Source organism: Dankookia sp. GCM10030260 (assembly GCF_042666655.1).
Taxonomy (GTDB): Bacteria; Pseudomonadota; Alphaproteobacteria; order Acetobacterales; family Acetobacteraceae; genus Paracraurococcus.
Genome location: NZ_JBHTDE010000015.1, coordinates 1 through 16,990, shown reverse-complemented (window position 1 = coordinate 16,990; position 16,990 = coordinate 1). Strand labels below are relative to the sequence as shown.

Annotated in this window: 14 protein-coding genes and 1 pseudogene; 8 read left to right on the top strand and 7 right to left on the bottom strand. The window is 68.7% G+C overall.

The genetic code is table 11. The annotated features are described in order from the left end of the window. Positions 1-95: 95 nt before the first annotated feature. Positions 96-3,662, top strand: a complete 3,567-nt coding sequence (locus ACFQS7_RS26465) for a PAS domain S-box protein (protein ID WP_380070151.1) — start codon at positions 96-98, stop codon at positions 3,660-3,662. Positions 3,663-3,687: 25 nt separating this feature from the next. On the opposite strand, the pseudogene ACFQS7_RS26460 reads toward ACFQS7_RS26465, so the two are convergent. Beyond that, positions 3,688-4,067: pseudogene (locus ACFQS7_RS26460) on the bottom strand (transposase); the annotation flags it as partial. 233 nt (positions 4,068-4,300) lie between these two features. Between ACFQS7_RS26460 and ACFQS7_RS26455 the strand changes: the two are divergent. Continuing rightward, entirely contained in the window at positions 4,301-4,486 is a 186-nt protein-coding gene (locus ACFQS7_RS26455) for a citrate/2-methylcitrate synthase (protein WP_380070150.1), read from the top strand. A gap of 186 nt (positions 4,487-4,672) precedes the next feature. Here ACFQS7_RS26455 and ACFQS7_RS26450 read toward each other — a convergent pair whose 3' ends face one another. The 5 genes from ACFQS7_RS26450 to ACFQS7_RS26430 form a co-directional block, all read right to left on the bottom strand. Next, positions 4,673-5,527, bottom strand: coding sequence for a KilA-N domain-containing protein (locus tag ACFQS7_RS26450; protein ID WP_380070149.1), 855 nt, complete (start codon positions 5,525-5,527; stop codon positions 4,673-4,675). A 722-nt stretch (positions 5,528-6,249) separates the two neighbouring features. Further along, complete coding sequence (locus tag ACFQS7_RS26445; RefSeq protein WP_380070148.1) at positions 6,250-7,380, bottom strand: tyrosine-type recombinase/integrase; 1,131 nt, start codon at positions 7,378-7,380, stop codon at positions 6,250-6,252. Beyond that, positions 7,307-8,938: a tyrosine-type recombinase/integrase gene (locus ACFQS7_RS26440; protein ID WP_380070147.1), complete on the bottom strand. Its 1,632-nt coding sequence runs from the start codon at positions 8,936-8,938 to the stop codon at positions 7,307-7,309. Before ACFQS7_RS26440 ends, ACFQS7_RS26445 begins: the two co-directional genes overlap by 74 nt. 237 nt (positions 8,939-9,175) lie before the next feature. Then, a complete protein-coding gene (locus ACFQS7_RS26435; protein ID WP_380070146.1) occupies positions 9,176-9,547 on the bottom strand; it encodes a helix-turn-helix domain-containing protein in 372 nt (123 codons plus the stop codon). Between the two features lie 346 nt (positions 9,548-9,893). Next, a complete protein-coding gene (locus ACFQS7_RS26430; protein WP_380070145.1) occupies positions 9,894-10,553 on the bottom strand; it encodes a hypothetical protein in 660 nt (219 codons plus the stop codon). A 555-nt stretch (positions 10,554-11,108) separates the two neighbouring features. Here ACFQS7_RS26430 and ACFQS7_RS26425 point away from each other — a divergent pair. From ACFQS7_RS26425 to ACFQS7_RS26400, 6 genes are all read left to right on the top strand, one after another. Beyond that, a complete protein-coding gene (locus ACFQS7_RS26425) occupies positions 11,109-11,387 on the top strand; it encodes a hypothetical protein (RefSeq protein WP_380070144.1) in 279 nt (92 codons plus the stop codon). A gap of 234 nt (positions 11,388-11,621) precedes the next feature. Beyond that, positions 11,622-12,302 carry a helix-turn-helix domain-containing protein gene (locus tag ACFQS7_RS26420; protein ID WP_380070143.1) on the top strand — a complete coding sequence of 227 codons (681 nt, stop codon included), beginning with the start codon at positions 11,622-11,624 and terminating at the stop codon, positions 12,300-12,302. Further along, a complete protein-coding gene (locus tag ACFQS7_RS26415) occupies positions 12,299-13,630 on the top strand; it encodes a VWA domain-containing protein (protein ID WP_380070142.1) in 1,332 nt (443 codons plus the stop codon). The genes ACFQS7_RS26420 and ACFQS7_RS26415 overlap by 4 nt, the downstream gene beginning before the upstream one ends. Then, positions 13,627-14,604, top strand: coding sequence for a gamma-glutamylcyclotransferase (locus tag ACFQS7_RS26410; protein ID WP_380070141.1), 978 nt, complete (start codon positions 13,627-13,629; stop codon positions 14,602-14,604). Before ACFQS7_RS26415 ends, ACFQS7_RS26410 begins: the two co-directional genes overlap by 4 nt. A gap of 12 nt (positions 14,605-14,616) precedes the next feature. Then, the gene (locus ACFQS7_RS26405) at positions 14,617-16,242 is read left to right on the top strand and encodes an exodeoxyribonuclease VII large subunit (protein WP_380070140.1); all 1,626 of its coding nucleotides are present in this window, start codon (positions 14,617-14,619) and stop codon (positions 16,240-16,242) included. Further along, positions 16,239-16,475 (top strand): hypothetical protein, encoded by a 237-nt coding sequence (locus ACFQS7_RS26400; RefSeq protein ID WP_380070139.1) that lies wholly within the window; start codon positions 16,239-16,241, stop codon positions 16,473-16,475. The genes ACFQS7_RS26405 and ACFQS7_RS26400 overlap by 4 nt, the downstream gene beginning before the upstream one ends. Positions 16,476-16,645: 170 nt before the next feature. On the opposite strand, the gene ACFQS7_RS26395 is transcribed toward ACFQS7_RS26400, so the two are convergent. Further along, on the bottom strand, positions 16,646-16,852 hold the full coding sequence (locus ACFQS7_RS26395; RefSeq protein ID WP_380070138.1) for a hypothetical protein: 207 nt from the start codon (positions 16,850-16,852) through the stop codon (positions 16,646-16,648). Positions 16,853-16,990: the final 138 nt, after the last annotated feature.

Below are 16,990 nucleotides of genomic sequence, written 5' to 3'. Positions count from 1 at the left end.
ACCCTGCATCTCCAGGGAACACCGCTCGACCGTTGATTAGGTTGCAGCAGGCGGCGGGCCTAAAAGACTGCGTCTGCATTGCTCAGCGGTACCCGATGGATTGCCAAAACGGCCAAGACGCCACGACGCCGGACGCTGCCCGGAGACAGGCCCTCGTCGCCTCCCTTGGAAGCCGTGCGCTCGAGGAGGAGCTCGATCTCGATGCCTTGCTGGCGGAGGCGGCTGCGCATGCCACGGCGGGCCTTGGCATCAAGCGTGCCAAAGTCCTGCAGTATCGGCCTGAAACCGACGACCTCCTGGTCCGCGCCGGCGTCGGTTGGAAGCCCGGGGTGGTGGGCCACGCAACCCTCTCCACTGACCTGAGGTCGCCCCCTGGCCGTAGCTTTCGAAACGGCGAGAGCGTCGCCCTGAACGATATCCGCGAAGCATCAGGCTTCGACTACTCCGACCTGCTGCGTGAGCATGGCATCTTCTCGGTGCTGAATGTGCCGGTCCGGGCCGGCGCAATCGTCTGGGGCGTGCTGGAGGTGGACGCCACGGCCGCGCGCCAGTTCAGCCCTGAGCATGAGCACTTCCTGTGGTCTTTGGCGAACCTGCTCGGGGCGGCTATTCGCCGCCTCGAAGCGGAGACTCGGCGCCGCGGAGCCGAGGAGGAGCAACGCCGCCAAGCTGAACTGCTCGCAGCGCTCACGGACAACGCCGCCGAGGCGTTATTCCTGATGGATCAGGAGGGCCGTGTCACCTTCCTCAATCCAGCAGCCGGGCGGATGCTTGGCTGGACCCGAGACGAACTTCTGGGCCGGGTACTGCACGAGGTGGTGCACCACCATCGTCCTGACGGAAGTCCGTTGTCGGCGGCAGAGTGTCCGCTGATCGGGGTTCTTGCCTCTGGCCAGACCTTGGAAGCACATGAGGATGTCTTCTTCCGGCGAGACGGGACGCAAGTTCCTGTCTCCTGCTCCAACGCGCCTATCGCCGCGGGAGGGCGGGTGGTCGGCGCCGTCCTTGTTGTGCGTGACATCACCCGCCGACGGAGCGCAGAGGACGCCCTACGTGCCGCCAGTGCGCGGGTCGAGGCGCTCGCTGCGGAGCAGGCCGCCGTACTGGGGCAGCTTGCCGAGGGGGTGATCGTCACTGACCCGACCGGGCGCATCACCTTCGTGAATGAGGCTGCAGCCCGCATCCACGGTGTGGCCCGGCTCGACATACTGCCGGAGACCTATAGCGAAACGTACCACCTCATGACCGAGGATGGTTGTCCTTACCCCTCGGCAGAGCTTCCGCTCACACGGGCCGCACTTCGTGGCGAGACCGTCACCGAGGAGCGCTGGCGCATTCGCCGGCCCGATGGGACCGAGGTGCTCGCGGCCGGCAGTGCCCGGCCTGTGCTTGCCACTAACGGCACTCGAATAGGTGCGGTCCTCACCCTCCGGGATGAAACCGAGCGCGACGCCGCCGAACAGGCCCTGCGTGAAAGCGAGGCGCGGCTGCGGGCCTTGGCTGACAACCTGCCCGCTGGCTTGGTCTATCAGCTTGCCATGCGGCACGACGGCTCTGACCGCCGCTTCGTCTATGTCTCACGCAACTGCGAGCGCCTCACCGGGGTCCCGGCCGAGGCGGCGCTGGCCGACCCTGCTGCCCTGTACCAGACCATCGCCCCCGAGCACCTCCCAGGTCTCGCCGCGGCCGAGCAGGATGCTATCCGAAACCTCACGTCTTTTGACCGCGAGGTTCTGTTTGCTCGTGCTCATGGTGATGAATGGTGGGGCCGTATCGTCTCGGCGCCACGCGAGATGCCGGACGGATCGCTGGTTTGGGACGGCCTCCTCGTCGACGTCACCGACCAAAGGCGCGCAGCGGAAGCACTGCGCGAAGAGGCTCACAGCCTGGAGGTGTTGAACCGCACCGGCGCACTGCTGGCGGCTGAACTTGACTTGGAACGCATCGTTCAGGCGGTCACCGATGCCGCAACCGAGCTCTCGGGGGCTGCCTTCGGCGCATTCTTCTACGGCACCATTAACGAACGCAACGAGGCGCTCTCCCTCTACACCATCTCGGGCGCTCCGCGCTCTGCTTTCGAGCGGTTTCCGATGCCCCGCAACACTGCCATTTTCGCACCGACGCTCGGCGGCGAAGGTGTTATCCGCTCAGACGATATCCTGACCGACGGGCGCTACGGCAAGAACGCGCCCTACCACGGTATGCCCGAGGGGCATCTGCCGGTCCGGAGTTATCTAGCGGTTCCCGTTGCATCCCGGTCCGGCGAAGTTCTGGGTGGGTTGTTCTTCGGGCATCCGGAGCCCGGGATTTTCACCGAGCGCGCCGAGCGCCTCGTCACCGGCATTGCGGCGCAGGCTGCAATCGCCATCGACAACGCTCGACTTTACCAATCTGCCCAGCGAGAGATTGCGGCGCGAGCCGCCACCGAAGCGGACCTGCAGTGCCTCAACGAGACTCTCGAGCAGCGCGTAGCAAGCGAGGTCGCGGAGCGGACCAGGGCCGAGGAGGCGCTACGCCAAGCGCAGAAGATGGAGGCTATCGGTCAGCTGACCGGCGGCATCGCGCACGACTTCAACAACCTGCTCCAGGGCGTTGTCGGCAGTCTGCACATGCTCCGCAGCCGCGCCGCCGCGGGTCGCACGGCCGATCTCGGTCGCTATGTGGATGCCGCCCTGGCCTCGGCCGACCGGGCTGCCGCGCTCACCCATCGCCTGCTCGCCTTTGCCCGTCGTCAGCCGCTCGATCCAAAAGCGGTGGATGCGAACCGCTTGGTGGCCTCGCTGGAGGACCTGGTGCGGCGTACGGCTGGACCTGCGATCCAGGTTGAGACGGTGCTGGCCGGGGGGCTCTGGCCGACGCTGTGCGACCCGCATCAACTCGAGAATGCTCTCCTGAACCTCTGCATCAATGCCCGCGATGCCATGCCGGAGGGCGGCCGCCTCACGATTGAGACAGGGAACGCGCACCTGGACGACGCTTATGTCGCAGCACAGCGAGATGTCACGCCCGGGCAGTATGTGGCGCTCTGCGTCACCGACACCGGTACCGGCATGCCGCCGGAGGTGATTGCCCGCGCCTTCGACCCGTTCTTCACGACCAAGCCGCTCGGCCAGGGCACCGGCCTTGGTCTGTCCATGGTGTACGGATTCGCTAAACAGTCGGACGGGCATGCCCGCATCTACAGCGAGGAAGGGCACGGCACGACGGTGAAGCTGTACCTGCCGCGCCACCGGGGAGAAGTCAGTGCCGAGACTGGGCCAGGGATAAGGTCTTTGCAGCCGCATGCAGCGGCCGGCGAGGCTGTGCTCGTCGTTGAGGACGAGGCGGTGGTGCGCCTGCTGGTCGTGGAGGTGCTAGAGGAGCTGGGCTACGTACCGCTGGAAGCCGTGGACGCGGCCACCGGGTTGCGCGTGCTGCGGTCCAGTGCCCGCGTTGATCTCCTCGTCACCGATGTGGGCCTGCCGGGCGGCATGAACGGACGGCAGCTCGCCGACGCAGCACGCCAGATCCGGCCTGGGCTGAAAGTGCTGTTCATCACCGGCTATGCCCAGAATGCCGCGATCGGCAACGGCATCCTCGAGCCAGGCATGGCGATGCTGAGCAAGCCCTTCGCACTCGATGCGCTTGGGGCCAAAATCAGCAAAATGATCGATCAGGGGTGAGGCAGCTAATACCAAGTCCCGCTGATCAGAACCCATGAGCCCAGTTGCGCAAACCGATGGACATGATGGTCCAGGGCTGCTTGGCGAGCCTGTTCCAGGCGTGGCAGCAGTGATCAACGATATCGTCGTAGCAGCGGAAGATGCGGTTCGAGAGCCAGTTGTCCCGCATGAACTGCCAGGTATTTTCGACCGGCTTGGGGCACTGCCCCAAGGTTCAGGACACTTCGGCGGCAGCGGGACGAGCGTGATGTTGGGCGGGACCTCGAGCCTGTCCGACAGGTGCCATCCGGCCTGGTCGAGCAGCAGCACAGCACGCGCGCCCGGTGCCATGGCGGCCGAGATCTCGGCGAGGTGCAGCGCCATCGCGGCCGTGTTGCAGTGGGGCAGGACGAGGCCCGCGCCCTGGCGCTGCCCGATGTCGGCGTCTGGGCGGCGTAGAAGCTGGAGCGGGGCACGCCCCAGACCTCACAGACGCGCTGGATGCCATAGGGCTGGCCGCTCGTGGAGGAGATCGCCTTGGCCATCAGCGCGACCTCCGCCGGGCCAAAGGGCCGGGTCGCTGAAACTCGCGAATCCCGGGCCAAGAGCGTGTCTCGGTCTCGAACAGCGCCCGATCAGTTTGGCGGAACGGGTCCCCCTTGATAGTCTCGCAAAGCGAGCCTTGTCCGTGTCTGCCGGCAGGCGCAGCGGGCGGGCTTTTCGGGGCGGGGCGCGCCGCCGGCTGGATCGCCCACGCCCTGGAGCAGCGCCGTGACGGTCGGCTGATCCGACCGCGTGCGAGATATGCCGAAGAGTTACGCAGGCCCCCAAACGGCACCGGCTAATCCGACCCGCGCTGTGTGAGTTCATGATTGTCGGCGTCCATGTCGACGTAGATGTCAGTCTTTGATGGCATGGACTGGAAGTACTTCGGAGCCGCGCCGCGCTGAAAACGCGAAAAGCCCCGTGACCTCGGGCTGAGGTCACGGGGCTCTCGGGTGCCCGCCGCTGGGGCGGGCAGGGGTGGGTGGCTACATCGCGTCGCCGGGGCACTGTCGTGCCCGGCGGCGCTGCTCGAGCACCCGGGCCTGGAAGGCCCGGAACTCCGGCATCCGCGCAAAGCGGGCGAGGTGGCCACCGTAGGTCAGCTCGCCATGGCAGGGCGCGCAGACGGGCCAGCCGTATTCGGGCCGGTTCAGGCCACGATGGTAGAAGTGGTCGAACTCGGCGCCGGGTAGCAGCCGGCCGCCTTCGGCGAGCACGCGCTCGCGGCCGCAGCAGGGACACTGGCCACCGTAGGGTTCGGCCGCCACCACCCGGGCCAGCAGGGCCCGGCTCCGCTCCGAGAACTCCCGCCGGCCGCCAAACAGCAGCTCCTGGCCCGAGAGGGCCAGGACCATGAGGTCGGCGGCGTGCCGCTCGAGGGTGTCGAGGCGGCGGTGCAGTTCACGAAACCGCACGGCGAGGTGGGCCAGCAGCGGATCGGGATCCGCCGTGGCCAGGTCGCCCGGCCGCTCCATGGCGGCGCGGACGACGGTGTTGGCCCAGAGGTGGAAGGCCGGGGAGAGGGTGCGGGCATAGGACAGCGCGAGCTGCCAGTTGGCCCAGATCCCTCCCGAGTGGCCGAGGGCGGCGGCGACGAGGCCGTCGGTGTCGAGGTGCCAGATGCCAGCCAGGCCGGCATTGGCCGTGACCGGCTCATCGAGCGCGGTCCAGTGAGTGTCTGCGTAGGCGCGCAAGCGCGCGGTCTCCTCGAGGGCGAGCCAGTCGGCTGGCCGGCGGTTCTCCGGCCGGCCCGCGGCGCGCCACATGTCGGCGAGGTTCAGCATGCTGCCGCGCAGGCGTACGGGCCTGCCCTGGTAGCTGAGGGTGCTGATGGGGTTCATGCGATCTCCAGCAGTGGTTTCGGCCTTGCTCAAGGGTCCGCGGCGGTCGGCTCGGAGCTGCCGAGACCGGCTGGAGGGCAGGGGTGGGCCGGCGTTCGGCCCAGCATCCGTGGATGCGGCTGCCGGGTCGGTGCGGCCCATGCCCGGGGTGAGGGCACGCAGCCGGGCGGCCCGCGGGGGAGCCGCCCGGAACGCCGCGATGCCGGCCCACACGGGACCGGCACCGCGCATGGCGGGCCCGCCATGGTGGTGATGGTGGGCGCGGTTGTGGCCGCGCCGCTGCCGCGCGCACGCGGCAGGCCGGAGCACTCATCCTGGTCTGGCCAGGTGGTGCCGGCGTCCCCGGTCCGTCGCACCGCCGTACCACCGCTGGCAGGGCTGGGGTTCGCAGAGGGCGGCCGGCATAGGGCCGGATGCGCGGTGTCGGGTATGCCGCGCCAGGGATGGCGCCCACACCCTGCCCGGTGCGGGACGAGGGAGAGGAGAGGCGACCAGCCCGGTCCACCGACCCAGAAGCGGCCCGGCGCGGCTTCACGCGGCAGATTTATGCTCGACCCTCGTCCAATCGGGACTGCGTTGCTGTTCAGGGGAGCGGGGCGGCCGACAGGGTCGGGCCTCTCGTTCCACATAGATGGGGAGGCAGCCTCAACATTTCAATTCTATAAAAAAACAAAACAGCCAGTAAGATTTTTCGTCTGCAGCCTGCTCCCGCCGTTGCCTGGCTACGTTCCGGGCCGTCGTCGCCGTCGTTGCTCGATCACCTCCGCAAAGCGGGTCGCGGCCTGGCACTGCCTGGCCCGGTTGTAGTGCTGCTCAAGGACCCCGGACGAAATGCCGAGCAGCCCCGCGGCGAGGCCCGGATGGGTGGGGACGTGCAGCGCCGTCGTGGTGGCGATCGCGTGCCGGAACCGGTGTGGCCCGAAGGCCTGCCCGAAGCGTCGTCGCGTCAGCCTCCTGATGCGGCTCTGGATCCCCGCCTCGGTCAACGCCCCGCCCTGCGCGCTGACCCAGACGGCGTCCTCCGGTCGATCGCGCAGCAGCGCCGGGCGGACGCTGTCGAGGTAGTGTCGCAGATAGGACGTCAGCCGGTCCGGCAGGTCGAAGCGATCCGGCTTGTCCGTCTTCACCTGGTCCGGCGTGAGCTCGACCCTGAAGCGCCCGCCGCGCTGCACCAACTCGCGGCCAACGCGCAGCAGTGCCATCGATCGCAGGCGCCGGCCGCGGGCGGCGAACAGGGCGATCAACAGCCCGTCGCGATAGGCCGTCAGCGGGCCCGGCTCCCTCGGGCGTGCCGCCGCCTCGTCCATCATCTCCAGGCCCCAGGCGAACAGCACATCGGCGTCCGGCACCAGCAGCATCCGCTGCGCCTTCGGCAGCATGGCGTAGATCGAGACGCCATCAGGCCGCATGACCCAGGATACGTCCTCACCGGGGGCAAGGACCTTCAGCGCCATGGTGAGCTCGCCGAAGCGGCCGATGATGGTCCGGTCGGCATTGCCCGCCGCACGCAGGGTCCGGAAGTAGGCGCGCAGGCGCGGCCGCGTGGCACGTGCGAGCGGCGGCTGTGCCGGGTCGAACCATCCTCGCTTGGCGAGAAAGCTCAGCCATCGGCCGTAGCCCTTGCGGATCTTTGTGCGAGAGCCCAGGCGCAGTTCGGTGCCGTAACGCGGGTCGTCGAACGGGTCACCCGGCGTGAAGCCGAGTGTCCATGCTGCCTGGTCGACCGCCGGCCACCACTCGAGTGGCCAGCAGAGACGGGAGATGCCGGGGGGCGGCATTTCAGCGGCGGCCCGAGCGCGGGAATTTGCGCCGCCCCGGTCCAGGGTCACCACGCTGCGGGCGGCTTCCGACATGACGGCCGAGCACGTCTTCGTCGAAGCGCCGCGCGGCGGACTCGCTCTCGATGCCGCTGTAGTGCCGCGTCGTGGTGGTGACGCTGGCGTGGCCGAGCAGCTGCCGCACCTCCTCGTAGTGGCCGGGATAGGCGTCCAGGAACAGCCGGGCGGCGAGATGGCGGAACTGATGCGGCGACAGCTCCACGCCGACATGCGTCCGCGTGGCATCCTTGATCGCGTCGCGCATGCCCTGGTGCGTGATGGGCCGGTCGCCCGTGCCGCACCCCGGGAACAGGTAGGCGCACCCCGGCACGGACGCCAACCGGTAGTGGGCGGTCCATTCCTCGATCAGCTGGGCCGTGGCCCGCGGCACGGGCAGGCTGATGGCCCGCGTGTTCTTCATCTCCTCCGGCGGGATCAGAAGATGGGAGACGAGGCCTCCCCGCAGGTTGGGACGATGGAAGTGCCGGTCGGGCCGTAGCCCGGTGAGATTGGCGAGCCGGATCGGCAGCTTGGTCAGGATCTCGATTGCCAGGGCCCGCAGGACGAGGGCGCGGGCTTGGTCCGGAGCGCTGGCGCGGAGCCGGCGCGCGGCCTGCATGAAGGCTTCGGGCAACTGCAGCAGCCGCTCCAGTCGGTCCGGCTGCATCGCGTCCTTCATGCACCGCTCGTTGCGCTCGGTCATCCCCTTGTAGGTGAGCGCGACCGGCTTGCCCCAGCTCCGGATCCTGGCGAGCTGCGCCGGGGACAGGCCGAGGTGATGCTTGGCGATGATGCGGAAGACCTCGGCGACATGGGTGCCGGCTGCCGAGGGTCGGCCACCGGTCCGGTCACGGAGATAACGCAGCGCGGCCTTGGCCCGCGCTGGCGGGTCGAACAGGCTTGCCAGCGAGGTGATCTCGGACAGCGGCACGCCGCTCGCCACCTCGGCGCTCGCCGCCCAGCGGATGTGGTCCAGGCGCATGGCGATGGTGCTGGCGCGCAGCGTGGCCTTCTGGGTCAGCGGCTTCTCGTCGTCGGTGTCCAGCGCATCAGGGCCGTCGAGTTCCGTGGCACCCAACTGCTGCCCGAAGTCGGCGAGTTCAGTCTGGAAGCTTATGGGAAAGGCGAGGAGCGGCAGGACGTAGTGGTCCAATTGCTTCCTGGGTGGGAGCGGCTGTCCGGCCCAGCCCTCGACATGGGCGCAGGCATGGTTCCAGGCGCGGCGCATCTCGCTGACCGTCTTGGCGGGTCGTGAGGCCAACGTGCGCGTCGTGAGGTATGCCTCGAAGGCGTCGGGCGTCTCGGGAGACATTGCGATCGGTGCGACGTCCCGCACGGAGCAGAACCGCGCGACGCCGATCAGCCCGGCCCGCCGAAGCTGCGAGAGGAGGTTCAGCTGGGCTTCCCAGGCGGGGGTGAGCGGCGCGTCCGCAGGGTCGATGACGTCGAGCCGGCGCAGCACGAAGCGCAGGTTGGAGAGCACGCTGCGCATGGTGCCCACCGTGATGCCGTAGGCCGTGGGCGATCGGTCGAGCACCCGCTCACGCAGGTTCTCGGGCGTCAGCAGCATGTCATCGGGCGACAGGTCCGCCATGCGGACGACAGTTGACAGGGCGGAGGCGAGATCGCGGCGGCGGGTCGACGACAGGTCGGTCCAGCCCGCGACGCGGTCGCGGGCACGCGCCACGCTGAGTGGCCGCTCGGCAGGCGGGATCGATGACACATGCATTTGGCTGTCTCCGGTCAACTGGGGAAAATCGGGAGGTCACCCTATGCCAGTCCCAGGCGAACTGGCGCCGATGTCCTTGCGAAAAAAGCAAAAAACCGCCAACTATTTCAGTGGCTTGCGACGGCGTGGGCCCAACGTGCCCGGCGGTGGCGCAACCCGGTCAGCCTGATCCGGAGCGTGGGCCAGGATGCCGCGGCAGAGCTGGTCGGCGACCAGTGCGCGGACGTCGTCCTCGCGGAAGAACAGCGATCGTCCGACCCGCACCGGCCGGAGATACCCGCGCTGCGTCCAGGCGCGGATAGCGCGCTCCGAGCGATTGAAGACGACAGCGACCTCGGCTGCCGACAGCAGCCGGGGCAGGGGCTGAGGCAGATCTTCCTTATCGTTTGCTCCGTTACCCGGTGCGGTCGTATGCCGGAGAAGGTCGCCCGGACATGGCGCAGGGTTCGAGACGCGAGGAAGGAGCGGGCCCACCTCGTGCTTCCGTCGCGGATTTACCGAAGGTCGGACCAAGCGAGCGGTGCGTGTGTGCTTGCTCACAGTAAGTGCCGGAACCCAGCCGTGTCGCGCAGGCCAAGAAAGAGATCATGGTTGTTCGAACTGAGCACGGTGCAGGAAGCTGAGTATGACCTCCTCACGGCAGTATCGCCCGACCATTGTCTGGCGCGTGCAAGCTGGGAGAGTTGGATAAGGCGTGAAGCATCGCGGCTCCTCCATCGTTGGGAAGTGCCGAGTGTCTAGGGGATGGCGACCTGCTCTTGGTTAGCTAGTAGCGGGCGTCTAGCGGGCGCCTAGCGGGCACCGGCTCAGCCGCAGCTCACTATGTCGGGGTGCGTGTATGATTTTTCCAATCGGCCGGCAGGCTGTTCCAGGCGGCCAAGGCCTGCCGGTAGGTACAACCGGCCTCGACTTGGCAAAGACGCAAGGTCTGATCACGCTTCGGTCTCAAGCCCGCATCCTGCATCGCACGAGCATACCCCCGCATCCACGTCGCTGCGGCATCGCGGGGTGGGAGCGCGGTGCCTAGGTTGAGTGTTTGATCGTCGCGGAGCGCGATGGCGGATGCTGTGATCCAGTCACGCGGCTGCACTGACGGTGCAGGAGGAGGGTTCTCCGCACCGAAGGCGAGAGCAAGACTCCTCAACGCAATGATAGGGTAACAGATGATTATACCTTCCTTGCTGCCAAGGATCATTATTCGTCTGCCTGCTCTGATTTCTTCAATTAGATAAAGATTGTCAAGAAAACTTTCTGCATGCTGATATATGCGCCACGCTGAGGCATGTATTTCAATTAATTCACCAGTTTCTTGCTCAATGCCAGCTGCTTCTATAACACCATCAGAAAGCTTGCATGAAAGATCTAATAAGGTGTTGAGAGTTTTTTTAAGGCGCCACGAATCGACAAGGGTCTTATTGCCGACCAGAAAGTCTTCTAGACGACCAAGCGGAACGTAGCCTTCAATAGACTGCCACTCCATTTGGAACCTCCAGGTAGTTGCTGTCGCTCGTGGCCCAAACTCCTGCGCTGGCGCATGTAATCATCGACAAGGCATGGCTGAACGTCTATCTTAAGACGGCTTGCCCCCTACCGGGTGTCGGCCCGTGAACGTGGGCTTTCCCGCAAATCTAGGCTCAGCGACAGCGAAAGTGCCCGTGCTGGTAGCCTCCACAGGAGGGCTCGCGAGTCTGCGCTCCCTCAAATTCTTCACAGCCGCAACCCGCACACCCGCCGCGCCTATGCCGCGCAGCAGCCGATTTCCTGGCCTGGTGTGAGGCGGAGGCCGGCGCTGCCATTTGAAAGCGGGAATTTCAGCCCAAGTTTCAGTAAGGCTACACGCATCTATTCCTCCTATTCGTCCCGAAGCTGCAGCCGCTGAGCGCTTCGCAGCGTAAGGGTGCGGTGACGATAAGGCCGGACATGTACCTTCGCTGCCGAGCGTCTGAACGGGACCGTCCCACCCCGTGCTGCTCGATTGACGCAGCCTTGGCGGGCCGGGGATGACGACCGTCACTGCCGCGACTACCTGGCCCGCATGAACGTACCCCCTGACGAGCCGCCGCCACCGGCACCTGCGAAGCCGAAGCTCACGCCCGAGGAGCGACGCGCCAGGCAGGCCGACCGGCTGGTCACAATCCGCCTGCGGATGCTGATCGGCCAGGAGCTGGAGGAGCGCGGCATCACAATGCCCGCTGCGATCGGCGCGGCCCTCGGCATGCCGGCGACTGAAGCGACCAGCCTGCTGACCCGGCATCAATGGCGCGAGGGCGATGTGGCGCGACTTCAGGCCGCAGCAGCGCGACTGGGGCTGTAGGCCCCTTCTCTTTGAGGCCAGATGGCCGAGGTGAAGGGGCCGGGCTGGCGACACGTTTGATCTACCTCCTCGTGCGCATCATTCCGAAACCCTCGCCAGAGGCAACGGAGCCGAATTTCCAGAGGCTTGCGATGCCACGCTGCCGCAGGTCCGTCGCGTGAATGGCATCCGACTGTTCGAGTGCCAGCACGAATGCCCTGCATAGTCCGATCGGTAACGCAAAAACATATAGACATGTCGCAACTCGTGAAATACCGTGCCGACATGACCACAACTGCCGAACCCACCCTCGCCGAGCTGGCGGAGGCCTCGGGCCTGGAAGCCCGAACCATCCGCTCCTGGGTCGCCCAAGGGCTGATCCCTGGGCCGCGCTCCCGTGGCCCCGGCGCCCGCTACTCGGCCGATGCCCTCGAGCGCCTGCTGGCCATCCGCGGCATGCGCGATCGCCTCGGCATGCCGCTCGCCGCCATCCGGCAGGAGCTGCTGGTGGCCACGCCCGAGCAGCTGCGCGCCCATGCCAGCCGGGCCTCCGACCTCGCGCCCGAGCCGCGCCAGCCAGCACCGGCGCCGTCCTCGGCACTCGACTACCTCCGTGCCGTCCGAGAGCGAGCCGCGCCCGTGCCGATGATGGCGGCCGCCGCACCACCCCCGCCGCAGGACGCAGCGGAGGCACCGCCAGCACGGCTCCAGGGCTCCCTGGCGCTGCCGCCGACCGGCTTCGAGGGGCTGGAGCGCCGCCTCGCACAGGCCCGCCCCGAGCCCGCCCGCAAGGCCCGCGCCGAGGACTGGCTCCGCATCTCCGTCACCCCCGACGTCGAGCTCGCGGTCCGCAGCCGCCTCGACGCCGAGCAACGCGCCCGGCTCGAGCGCTGCGCCGACCTCATCCGCGACATCCTACTCGGGAGGGACCCATGACCGACACCCAGACCACCCGCCTCACCCTCACCGCCGGCCTCGACCGTGCCCTGGCCTGGGAGGGCGGCGGTTCCGTCCGCTACCTCGTGGCCGACCTTGTCGCTGAAGGCGGCCGGGACGCGGCGCCACAGGCGCCACCGCTCAACCTGGCGCTGGCCATCGATGTCTCCGGCTCCATGGCCGGCGACAAGCTCGACGCCGCCCGCCGGACCGCGCTGGCCGTGGCCGAGGCGCTCGGTGCCACCGACCAGCTGACTCTGGTCGCCTTCGACAGCAAGGCCGAGCTGCTGCTCGATGCCCGTCCGATGGACCCGGCCGGGCGCCGGGCCGCGGCCCGGGCAATCGGCAAGCTGGCCCCGCGCGGCGGCACCAACCTGTTCGCCGGCTGGCTGCTCGCCGCCGAGCATGTGGCGATCGCCATGGCGGCCGGGACGGGCGCCTCGCACCGGCTGATGCTGCTCTCGGACGGCCAGGCCAACGAGGGCACCACCGACCGGGCCGAGCTCGCCCACCACGCCGGCGAGCTCCTGAAGCGCGGCATCATCACCTCGGCCGTCGGCATCGGCGATGGCTATGACGAGGAGCTGCTCGGCGCCATGGCCGAGGCCGGTGGCGGCCGGCTGCACGATGCCGGCGAGGCGCACGAGATCGGCGAGGTGGTGCTGGGCGAGCTGCGGGAGGGCCGCGACGCGCTGCTCGAGCGCGCCACGCTCCGCCTGACGGTGCCGGCGACCCTGCGGGCCGAGGTGGTGGGCGCCTGGTCGCAGACGGCGCTGCCCGGCGCGCTCGAGGTGCTGGTCGGCACGCTGCTGCCGGACCGCCCGAAGCGGGTGGTGTTCCGGCTGCACGGCCCGACGGGTGCGATGGGGACGGCGCTGCTGCTCGGCGTCTCAGCCGGCGGGGCGCTGCCGGAAGGAGGCGGCCTGGCCGAGGCCCGCCCGGTGGAGGTCGAACTGCGTCTGGTCGGCGGCCGGGAGAACACTGCCCAGCGGCGGGACGCTGACCGAAGCCTCGCCGCCGTGCAGGCCTGGCAGGCGGAGGTGCTGCGCCGGGCGGTGAGGATGAACCGCGACGGCGACCGCCGGGCCGCGCGGCACTACCTCGAGCGGGAGCTGCGCTGGATGCAGCGCTACGCCCGTGGCCTGGCCGGCGCCGAGCCACTGCTGGCCGAGCTGGTGCTGGTGCTGCGCCGGGTCGGCGAGGACTGGGATGAGCGGACCCGCAAGGAGGTCTTCGCCGCCTCCTACCAGCGCGTCCACGGCGAGGTGGATCTGCGCGCCGCGGCACCGCCCTCCATCAGCGAGCGCTTCGGGCGGCCCGGCCGATGAGGCGACGCTACCTGGCCTATGGCTCGAACCTCTGCCTCGACCAGATGCGGGAGCGTTGCCCGGCGGCGGAGCCCGGGCCAGTCGTGGCGCTGTCGGGGTGGCGCTTCGTCATCAACCGCCGCGGCGTCGCCACCCTGCTGCCCTGCCAGGGCGGTCAGGCCTGGGGCTTGGTCTGGCAGCTGACCCGGGACTGCGAGGCCACGCTCGATCGCTATGAGGGCGTGGCCAGCGGCCACTACGCGAAGGCCGAGATTGAGGCCGGCGGTAGTCCCGCCTTGCTCTACCTGGCGACCGAGACCGCGCCGGGCTTTCCAAGGCCGGGCTATCTGGACCGCGTCGTGGCCGCTGCCACCGCCCGCAGGCTGGACGCCGTCTATGTCGCGGAGCTGGCCGCCTGGACGGGGGCGGTGACGCCCGCACTGGTGCAGCATGTCCTGGGCGGCTACCGGCTGCCGCGCGATGGCATCCACGGCACGGCGCACTGGCTGCGGGTGCTGGAGAATGGCCGGACCCTGGCCGCGGCGATGCCCGGCGCCGATCCGGCGCTGGTCGATCTCTTCGCGCTGCTGCACGACAGCCAGCGGCGCAACGAGGCGGGCGATCCTGGCCACGGCGAGCGGGCCGCGGCGTATGTGCGGGACCTTGCGGCGCAGGGTGTGCTGGAACTCGGGCCGGAGCGGGTCGCGGTGCTGGCCGCGGCCTGCGCCCGCCACGAGATGGGCGAGGTATCGGCCGACCCGACCATCGGCTGCTGTTGGGACGCCGACCGGCTGGAATTGGCGCGGCTCGGCCGGCGTCCGATCGCGCGCCTGCTCAGCACGGCGGCCGCCCTCGATCCCGGCATCCAGGCCGCGGCCTGGCAGCGCGGCACGACCGGCGCGGTGCGGGCGGATCTCGCCCGGGCGTGGTCCCTCGATGCCGCCGTCCCCGCGCGGCGCGTCGCGCGGCAAAGCGCCCTTCGCGCCGCCGTGTAATATCAGGGCGGTATGAGCACGCACCCAGCCGATACCGGCCGCGCCGGCAGCGTCCCCCCGGCCGACCTTCCCGTCGACCGCACCAACGAGGCGGTCGGCCTGAAGGCCTATCTCGATGGCGTCGCCGCGCAGGTGAAGTTGGTCCCGGCCGCATGGGTTCGGTGCGAGTTGCTGACCCTGAAGCCGGCGAACAAGTTTGTCCGCATGGAGTTCGTGGAGCACGACGCGACCGGCAAGAAGCTGGCCCAGGTGAACGGCGGCTGCTGGGCGGGCGTCTACCGCCGGATCACCGAGGCTTTTGCGGCCGTGGGGCTCCACCTCGAGCCCGGGGCCAAGGTGCTCGTGAAGCTCACGTCGCGGCTCGACGCCAACTATGGCTACTCGGTCGAGATCGAGGACATCGACCCGAGCTACTCGCTCGGCGACCTGAAGGCGCGCGCCGAGGCTATCCGCAAGCGACTGACAGCAGCCGGCATCTGGGAGCGGAACCGTGCCCTCCGCCGGCCGGGCGACTTCCTCCGCGTGGCGGTGATCTCGCCTTCCGGCGCCGCCGGCCTCGGCGATTTCCGCTCCACCGTGGACCGCCTGGCAAGGGCCGCCTTGGTCGAGTTCACCTTCATCGAGGCGCCATTCCAGACCGCCGACGCCGCGGCGCGCATCGTGGCCGAGATGCGGACACTCTACCGCGCCCACCAGGCCTCTCCCTTTTGCGCGCTCGCCATCATCCGCGGCGGCGGCGCGGCGGGCGACCTCGCTTACCTCGTCGACGAGAAGCTGACCGAAGCCGTGTGCAAGATGCCGATGCCGGTGATGACCGGCATCGGCCACGAGCGCGACAAGAACCTGCTCGACGAAGTCGCCTGCATCCCGCTCGACACCCCGTCGAAGGTGGCCGAGCACATCCGGACGGCCGTCGTTGGCGCGGCCCAGGCTGCAGATCGGGCCTTTGTCGAGATCCGATCCCAGGCGCAGCTGGCTGTCGCCCACTATGACCGGGGCATCACCGCGGCCGAGACCGAGATCGGGCGCGGCGTCCGGGACAGCCTGAGCGCCGCCGAGCGGACCGTGCGTGGTGCGCTCGAAGGCCTGAGGCCCGACACCCGCAACTCGCTCGATGCCGCCCGTGACTTGGTCCTCCAGGCGGAAGGCGTCGCTCTCGCTGCCGCGCGGGCCCGGCGTGACGCGGCGTGCAGCGGCCTCGACGCCGCCCGGAAGGAGATCGCTCGGCTCGCCGGCGATCATCTGCTCGCGCATGAGCGTCAGGTGATGCGGGCGCTCGGCGCCGTCACGGCCGAGCCCCCGCGCCTCCTGGATGGCGTCGCCCGCGACGTTGCCGACCAGCTGGCCGAGGTCGGGCGCTCCGCACGGATGGGGCTTGAGACCGCCGAGCGCGAGATCGGCAGGGTGCTTACCCTGGCCGAAGCAGTTGACCCCGGCACGGTGCTGGCGGCTGGCTATACAATCCTGCGGAACGCCGTCGGGACGCCGCTCTCGGCTGCATCGCTCGTCGCGGCGGCCCCTCTCGTTCGCGCCGAGATGCGCGACGGAGCCGTCCTACTGCGGCCCGATGGCCCGGCGTTCAATACCACCGGTATCTTGCCTGCGGGCGGTCCCCTACAGGAGACGACGAAGCCATGAGTGACACCCAGGTCATGATCGGCAAGCCCGAGGACAAAATCCCGGAGCGTTTCGAGGAGGCCTATCGTGAACTGCTGGCGATCTCGGCAAAGCTCAAACCAGCACAGGGACGCATCCCCGACATCGACCAGATCGAGCCGCTGGTTCTGCGAGCCAAGCGCCTCGCCGCGCACTGCCAGGAGCGGATCGAAAGCGTCCGCCGCCTCGTCGACGAGCGGCAGGTTCCAACTTGAAAATGTTGAACGCCGATGCTGCACGGCTTGGCTGGCAGCAGACCATATCGCCAGCGCAGCCTGGCAGGGATCATGCGGGCCGGAGCCGTTCGACTGGGCTACCTTTGCCACAATGGCGGGCATCGCGCGCCCCTCTAGCTAGGCAGCCAATCGCCGCCCAAGCTGCCCACCTACGCCGCGAGTTCGTCGAGGTCGAGTGCGTTGTCCGCCGCATCATCTTCGGCATTGCCGTGATCCCGCATGCGCAAGGGCTGCAAGATCGCGTCCAGAGCGTCGCCGGCCAATGCCGGCAGAAGCATCACCCCGGCCTCGCTGACGTGCGCCGTCACGGCGCTGATCAGGGCTTCGAGCGGTTGCGCGTTCTGGCCAGGACGCATTGACCAAGGGCCCAGGCCCAACTTGAACACCGCCTACTGCGAACTGCCTGATATGGCTTGTGAATTTGGGAAAATCAGGGGCGCGTGGCACTACGCCTGGGTCGCCCCCGGCGTTTGGGCAAAGTGTCGGGCGTTTGC

Excerpts from the sequence above, each read along its gene's own strand:
- ACFQS7_RS26415 (WP_380070142.1), top strand. The coding sequence starts at position 12,299 with ATGACCGACACCCAGACCACCCGCCTCACCCTCACCGCCGGCCTCGAC.
- ACFQS7_RS26465 (WP_380070151.1), top strand. The coding sequence starts at position 96 with ATGGATTGCCAAAACGGCCAAGACGCCACGACGCCGGACGCTGCCCGG.
- ACFQS7_RS26420 (WP_380070143.1), top strand. The coding sequence starts at position 11,622 with ATGTCGCAACTCGTGAAATACCGTGCCGACATGACCACAACTGCCGAA.
- ACFQS7_RS26450 (WP_380070149.1), bottom strand. The coding sequence starts at position 5,527 with ATGAACCCCATCAGCACCCTCAGCTACCAGGGCAGGCCCGTACGCCTG.
- ACFQS7_RS26425 (WP_380070144.1), top strand. The coding sequence starts at position 11,109 with ATGAACGTACCCCCTGACGAGCCGCCGCCACCGGCACCTGCGAAGCCG.
- ACFQS7_RS26445 (WP_380070148.1), bottom strand. The coding sequence starts at position 7,380 with ATGTCGGAAGCCGCCCGCAGCGTGGTGACCCTGGACCGGGGCGGCGCA.
- ACFQS7_RS26430 (WP_380070145.1), bottom strand. The coding sequence starts at position 10,553 with ATGGAGTGGCAGTCTATTGAAGGCTACGTTCCGCTTGGTCGTCTAGAA.
- ACFQS7_RS26440 (WP_380070147.1), bottom strand. The coding sequence starts at position 8,938 with ATGGCGGACCTGTCGCCCGATGACATGCTGCTGACGCCCGAGAACCTG.
- ACFQS7_RS26400 (WP_380070139.1), top strand. The coding sequence starts at position 16,239 with ATGAGTGACACCCAGGTCATGATCGGCAAGCCCGAGGACAAAATCCCG.
- ACFQS7_RS26395 (WP_380070138.1), bottom strand. The coding sequence starts at position 16,852 with ATGCGTCCTGGCCAGAACGCGCAACCGCTCGAAGCCCTGATCAGCGCC.
- ACFQS7_RS26405 (WP_380070140.1), top strand. The coding sequence starts at position 14,617 with ATGAGCACGCACCCAGCCGATACCGGCCGCGCCGGCAGCGTCCCCCCG.
- ACFQS7_RS26410 (WP_380070141.1), top strand. The coding sequence starts at position 13,627 with ATGAGGCGACGCTACCTGGCCTATGGCTCGAACCTCTGCCTCGACCAG.